The 6,475-nt window shown below is 71.2% G+C and carries 6 protein-coding genes; 1 reads left to right on the top strand and 5 read right to left on the bottom strand.

From position 1 onward, the window contains the following. On the bottom strand, window positions 1-1,207 hold a 1,207-nt coding region (locus WA805_RS14635), incomplete at its 3' end, for a DUF222 domain-containing protein (RefSeq protein ID WP_425242594.1). A 240-nt stretch (window positions 1,208-1,447) separates the two neighbouring features. Between WA805_RS14635 and WA805_RS14630 the strand changes: the two genes are divergently transcribed. After that, window positions 1,448-1,696 carry a hypothetical protein gene (locus WA805_RS14630; RefSeq protein ID WP_422282711.1) on the top strand — a complete coding sequence of 83 codons (249 nt, stop codon included), beginning with the start codon at window positions 1,448-1,450 and terminating at the stop codon, window positions 1,694-1,696. Here WA805_RS14630 and WA805_RS14625 read toward each other — a convergent pair. From WA805_RS14625 to WA805_RS14610, 4 genes are all read right to left on the bottom strand, one after another. Then, window positions 1,693-4,161 (bottom strand): tetratricopeptide repeat protein, encoded by a 2,469-nt coding sequence (locus WA805_RS14625; protein WP_425242593.1) that lies wholly within the window; start codon window positions 4,159-4,161, stop codon window positions 1,693-1,695. The two genes, WA805_RS14630 and WA805_RS14625, sit on opposite strands and share 4 nt — an antisense overlap. A gap of 38 nt (window positions 4,162-4,199) precedes the next feature. Then, complete coding sequence (locus WA805_RS14620) at window positions 4,200-4,874, bottom strand: RraA family protein (RefSeq protein WP_422282707.1); 675 nt, start codon at window positions 4,872-4,874, stop codon at window positions 4,200-4,202. A 4-nt stretch (window positions 4,875-4,878) separates the two neighbouring features. After that, window positions 4,879-5,541 (bottom strand): RraA family protein, encoded by a 663-nt coding sequence (locus WA805_RS14615; RefSeq protein WP_422282705.1) that lies wholly within the window; start codon window positions 5,539-5,541, stop codon window positions 4,879-4,881. A 227-nt stretch (window positions 5,542-5,768) separates the two neighbouring features. Beyond that, on the bottom strand, window positions 5,769-6,475 hold a 707-nt coding region (locus WA805_RS14610; protein ID WP_425242592.1), incomplete at its 5' end, for an NAD-dependent epimerase/dehydratase family protein.

Below are 6,475 nucleotides of genomic sequence, written 5' to 3'. Positions count from 1 at the left end.
CGATGGCGAGCCGGGCGATCGCGTACCGCAGCGCCTGCATCGCGTCGGGGGTGAACCGCTGGCGGGCCCGGCTGCGGGCGCGGGACGCGGCCCGCGCTCCGCCTCCTGCTATACCCCACGAGCGGTGACCGTCGCCGTCGTTGCCGTCCGGGCTGGTGTCGCCATCGTTGCCGTCGCCGACCGGGGCGGCATCCGCGCCGTCCAGGGTGATTCCCGCCGCGGCCAGCGCCAGGCCGATGATCTTGTCCACCACCCGCATGTCGGCGTGCCCGATGACCACCGGTTCGGCGACCGCGTCACACGCGGCTGCCTCGGCGTCCTTGCCGGTCAGGTAACCCGGCTCGCCCGCCGCGCCGCGCAGCCAGACCTCTTCCTGCTCCGGGGCCTCGGGATGCTGCCGCAGCTTCGGGAACGAGATGTGCACCGCCACGTGGGTGTCCGCGCCGGCCCGGTCCGGCACCATCTTCGCGCGGATCAGCAGCTCACAACCGGACTGCAGCGCGTCATGGAACCGCTGGCCTTCGGTGCGGGTGTCTTCGGAGTCGGCTTTCTTACCCAGCGCTTCCAGCACCGCCTGCACTGCCGCCGCGCATTCCGGGGTGAGGTTGCCGCGGATCACGCCCGCGCCGCCGAACGTGGTCGCGACCTGCACGTACCGGTCGTCGAACCCGTCCTCGTCGGCGTCCGGCCGCGAGGCGCGCCACCGCTCCAGCGCGACGCCGGCGATGGTCCGCAGGTCATCCCGGGAGGCTCCCGCCTGGGCAGCCTGCACCAGGATCTTGATCGTCTCCGCGCGCAGCTCCGCCGGGAGTTTCTTCGTCCATTCCGCGATCGCCATTGCCCAGGACTTGGAGATGTCCGCGTCCACGAGGGCGGCGGCCATCTCGGGGTGGTCGCGCAGCAGCCGCATCTGCCGCATCTTGGCCTTGGCGTCCCGCGGCGTCATGTCCGCCATCGCCGCCAGCCACGTCGCGGAAGTGCCGTACCCGTCGGAATCGTGGGCGTCAGCGGCATCGAACCGGGCCAGCACCGCGGCGTACGCGGCGGTGAACTTCGCGTGGATCTCACCCAGCGACCGCAGCACCGTGCCGGACCCGGCGGCATCAACCTCGTCGGAGGCCCTGCCGTTCAGGTAGTCCAGGCTGGCATTCGCCATCCGCAGCGCCTCGGCGACACTGCCAGGCGCACCGTCGATTCCGGTGCACACCTTGAACCACCTCCCCGGTTATGCCGTGGTTGACCGCCTGCCTCTCATCCGTCGCGCCTTCTTCTGGCCTACTACCAGGCTAGCACAGGTGTTCTAGATAGCACAACTGATAGCATCAAGATCTTTTATGAATGTCTATAGCTGCGCGCAGGCCGCGGGCCGCGCTCAACCAGGCCTTAACCAGCGGATAACCCCTCGCGGGCATCGTGAAGCAAGTGCGTTACACGAGGGGGGAATCCTATGGACGCCAGTACAACTTTCCTCGACTGCCCGGCCTACCTGAACGGGGACGGGACGGTCCGCTGCGGCCTGCCCGCGGCCGTGGAGGACAGCTACACGCTCGGCTCAACCGACGGGCCGGTGACGAGCGTGAAGATTCAGTGCCCGGCGGGGCACTGGTTCAACGGCCCGGTCTCCGCGCTGACCGTGCACCCCGACGCGGCGCCGAGTGCTCCCGTGGTGGTCCCGGTACGCGTGTCACCGCGTTAGCCGCCTTCCGCCTGCCGCGTCCAGCGGTCGAGGCTGGCGCGGGCCTGGAGCGTGGCCGGGTGCTCGTCGCCGAGCACCCGGGTCATCACCGGCACAAGCGCGGCGAACTGGTCGCGGGCCGCGGCCGGATCGCCGGCTTCCCCGGTCCAGTGAGCCAGGTAGCCGCGGGCAGTGAGGGTGCGCGAGTGCTCGGGGCCTAGGATCTCCGCCCTGATCGGCACCAGCGTCGCGTACTGGTCGCGGGCTCCGGCGGCGTCCCCTGCCGTCCCGGTCCAGTGGGCCAGGCTGGCGCGAGTGGTGAGCGTGGCGGGATGCCGGTCGCCAGACACCCGCTCCCGGATCGGCAGTAGCGCGGCGAACTGATCGCGTGCCCCGGCCGCGTCACCCGCGTCCCCTGTCGAGCGGGCCAGGTTGGCGCGGACGGCGAGCACGGTGAGGCTCTCGTCGCCAAGCATCCTGGACAGCTCAGGCAGCAACGCGGCGAACTGGTCGCGGGCCGCGGCTGGCTTCCCGTCCTCCCCGGTCCAGTAGGCCAGGCTGGCCTGGGCGGCGAGGGTCCTGGGGTGCCCGGCGCCGAGGACCCGCGTCAGCGCCGGCACGAGATCGGCGAACTGGGCACGGGCCGCGGCCCGATCGCCGATCTCGCCGGTCAAGGTGGCCAGGTTGGTACGGGCGGCGAGGGTCCTCGGGTGATCGGCGCCAGGGTCTATGTCACAGGCCGCCACGATCTGCTGTTGAAGCTGGAGCGCCGCGGTGTCATTGCCGAAAGCGCGCAGGAAGGCAGCGACCTTGTCCATGCCGCCGCTGCCGGGGGGCAGCGCCATCAGTGCATGCGGCAGCAGCGCCGCGAAGGCCGACCACGTCGCCGGGTCGTCAGCGTCCGCGGCGTCGGAGGGGAGCGCTGCCTCGATCAGCGCCGCGGTGGCCCGCCGCCAGTCCTTCGCCACGTCCGGGTCCAGCTGGTCCGCGGTGATTTTCTGCACCAGCCGGTGCACCGACACGAAGCCGCCACGCGGTGCGCTGATCAGCGAGTACCGCCGCAAGCCGGCCACCGCCTCGTCGCAGGCGATGGGGCTGTCGAGCAGCGGGGTGAGCAGCGGCGCCACGTCAGGACCAAACGTCGCCGCCAGCCCGGGCCTGGGACACAGTAGCAGCCGCAGCGGGATGTCCTCGGGCGCGCAGCACGCCACCATGCGCAGCAGTCCTGGCGCCAGTCCGGAGCGCGTCAGTTCGGCGGAGGCCAGCTCCCAGGTGGTCGTGACCCGCTTGTCATACCCCACCGGGTTGCCGCGGGCCATCAGCTCCGCCCGGCAGTCGCGGAACAGTCCAAGGTAGTCAGTGATGGTCCGGCCCGTTGCCCGCATGTAGGCGGCGGCCTGCTCTAGCGCGAGCGGCAGCCCGCCCAGCTCGCCCGCCAGTTCGGTCGCCAGCTCAGCCGACGCTGCGTCCGCTCCGCTGCCAGCGCCAGTCCTGGTCAGCAGGAACTGAGCCGCCGTGGCCTGGTCAAGCACGGGGACGTCTAGCTCTTGATCGGCTGGCCAGTGCGGGTACTGGCTGGTGATCAGCACGCGCCCGCCGCCCGCGGGCGGCAGGAGTCCGTCGATATCCACCGGGTCTGCCGCGTTGTCGAAGATCAGCAGCCAGTCGTCTCTGCCGGCGAGGGCCGCCTGCACCCGCGCCCTGGGATCACCTGCATTGGGGCCGCCCCTGCCGTCGAGTTGCCCGGCCAGCTCGCTGAGCCCAGCCGCCAGCGCGGCCGGTTCCTCGGCCGGCAGCTGCCATACCACGCCGAATTCCGCCAGGTGCCGGTACGCGTACTCGACCGCCGCACTGGTCTTCCCCACGCCGCCAGGCCCGCACAGCGCGACGATCCCTGGGCCGTCCCGATCGCGGCCGGTCAGCCGTGCGTGCAGCTCGGCCAGCAGGTCCTTCCGGCCGAACACGAATTCCGGTCGCTGCGGCAGCCGCAGCGCCATCCCCGGCTGTCGCTCTCGCCGCAGGTCGGTCAGCGCGTGCAGCAACAGCAGCCCGAGCTGCTGCGGGCTGGAAAACGTGCCCGTCATCGTCCCGGAATCCCGCAGCCGGGCACGGAACGCCCGCTGCCTGGCCCGCAGGTCCGGGTCGCTGTTGAGCAGCCATCTCGCCGGGATCGGTACTTCCTTTTCCTCATCGAGCAGGAAAACCAGCCGTGGCAGCGACGCCTCCGTCGCGGCATCGAACTCGAGCTCGGTAGAGGACAGCTCAGGCTGGTCGTGTACTGGCGTGCCGTAGCGCAGCCCGATCAGCCCTACGTAAATGTCGCAGTCGCGGACCTGCGCGCGACAATATTCGGCGGGCTTCTCATCGCGGACAGGGGAATAAGCCATATCCGCGAATGCGTGCCCCGCCCGGCTCACCGCCTCCTCCGCCGCTGCCACGAATGACCAGGCATGCGGGAATTCCCGCAGCTCAGCGGTGTGACTCAAAAACACCCGCTGTGGGCTTGAAGATCCGCTGTCCTGAGTCACCACGGGCCCGTTCCGGATAACTGTTCTTGGCCGCGCTGCAGGGTGTGGTAGCCGAACCGCGCGCGGGCCGCGCTGATCGTCTCGCCGGACAGCACCGCGGCGGTAATCGCGTCTTCCCGTTCGGCGATGCTGACGGCCAGGTCGGTGACCTCGGCCAGCCGGTGGCGTGGCACCACGACCACGCCGTCGTCGTCGCCGAGCACGATGTCGCCAGGGCGGACCTGGACGTCGCCGAGGGCGACAGGGACCTGCGTGTCGGCGACCTCCACGCGGTCTTTGCCGGTACGCATGAACCGGCCATGGCTGTACATGGGATAGCCGAGGCGCAGCGCGGTCGCCACGTCGCGGCAGACGCCCCAGATCGCGGTGCCCGCGATGCCGCGTGAGGCGGCGTACTCCGTGAGGATGTCACCCCAGACGGTGGCGTCGGTGCGGCCCTGGTTGTCCAGCACGGCCACCGCGCCGGGCGGGATGTCGTCGATGTAGTCGCCGACGGTGCCTTTCGGGTCGCCGACGGGGACGTAGCGCACCGTGTAGGCGGGGCCCGCCATCCGCGGGCCGTTGGCGAGCGGCGCGATGCCGTGCGCGCTGCCCTTGAGGCCGAGGCGGTCCAGGGCGTCGGAGACAGTGGCTGTGCCCGCGGCGAGGAGGCCTTTGAGGTCGTCGGTCACTTTCTCACTCCTCCCCGCTCAAAGCCGCGCGGAAGCGGTCGTCGTGCATAACCTCGGTCACCGGCTGGCCGGCCAGGACCGCGGCCCGCATCGCGTCCTGGCGCGCGGCAAGCCGCTCGGCGGTCTCGATGATCTCAGTCGCGCGGTCCGCCGGCAGGAAAACGACGCCACTGCCGTCGGCGAGCACTAGGTCACCCGGCGTGACCAGGACGCCGTCGAACAGGACAGGGACGTCGCTGCCGCGTTCGGCCAGCCGGCCGCGCGCCGTGACGGGGACGGCCGCGCGGGCCCAGACGGGGAAACCCGCCTCGGCCACGGCGTCCAGGTCGCGGCAGGCGCCGTCGATGACCGCGCCCTCGATGCCGCGGTACTGGGCGGCGGCGGTCAGGATGTCGCCCCAGGAGGAGACGTTCGCGCGGCCCCGGTTGGCGACGACGATGACGTCGCCGGGGCCGGAGCTGGCGACGGTCTGGGTGCCGAGGTGACGGCCCGCCGGGCCCGCCGCGGCGTCGACCGCCTCGACGGTGCGGGCGCGGCCGGCGATCTTCTGGCGGCCCCACATCGGTCGGATGCCGGTGGTGGCGCCGGTGATCCCCAGGAAATCGAGCGCGTCGGAGACCGCGCAGGTGTCGAGGCCCTTGAGGCGGCCGGTTAGCGAAGTGGGCACTCGCGCATTCTCGTTCCGCCGCCGTGCGATTGTCCAACCCTCGACCCTGGCCGACCCTCAGGTGCGGGCTCGGGAGATGATCGTGCAGATGGAGCACCCGATCATGGGCCCGGCGTCGCTGCTACTCGATCGTGACGGTCCGGCCGCCGTCGTCAGCGCCTTCCTGGAACGCCGCTCCCCCCGGTTCGGCTGATCAGAGTTATCCAGAACGGGCCCGCTCCTTCGCCTCACTTCACGTAATCGCGCCAGGAGTGGGCGGGCTCGTAGCCGAGCAGGTCCCTGGCGCGGTCGATCGCGAGCAGCGTGCCGAACCCGGCGACGTCCCTGATCACCGGCACGCCGGGGAAGACCTCGGCGAGGACGTCGCGGGACGGGCGGTTCATGACCGTGTCGGCGGCGGCGATGATCACGTTCTGGCTGCCCGTGACCTCCGCCTCGAGGCCGAGGCGGCAGGCGGCGGCCACGTCCCTGACGTCCACGTAGCCCCACACGTTCCACTTGCGCAGCTGCGGGTCCGGCCAGAACGAGGGGAACCGCTGGTATTCGTCCGGGTCCATGATGTTGGAGATCCGCAGCCCGACGAACGGGATCCCCGACCACTGCGTGATCTGCGCGGCGATCGTCTCGCTGGCGACCTTCGACAGCGCGTAGGTCGTCGTCGGGAACGGGTAGTGCTCCTCGTCGACCGGGGCGTACCGCGGCGGCGGCCCGGCCACGCCGGGGATCTGCTCAGGGCCGCCGCCGAACGGCAGGCCCAGCGTCGTCTCGCTCGACGCCCACACCACCCGGCTGAGGCCGAGCGCGGCCGCGGCGTGGAACACGTTGAAGTTCATGGTGATGTTCGCGTTGAACGTGACCGCCGGGGTGGCCATGCCCGGCGCCGGGATGTTGGCGAGGTGCACGACCGCGTCGGCACCGCGCAGCACCTCGGTCG

The organism is Trebonia sp., assembly GCF_049794275.1.
Classification (GTDB): Bacteria; Actinomycetota; Actinomycetes; order Streptosporangiales; family Streptosporangiaceae; genus Trebonia.
The sequence above is the reverse complement of the archived record's forward strand: the minus strand, read 5'-3'. Positions and strand labels throughout refer to the sequence as shown.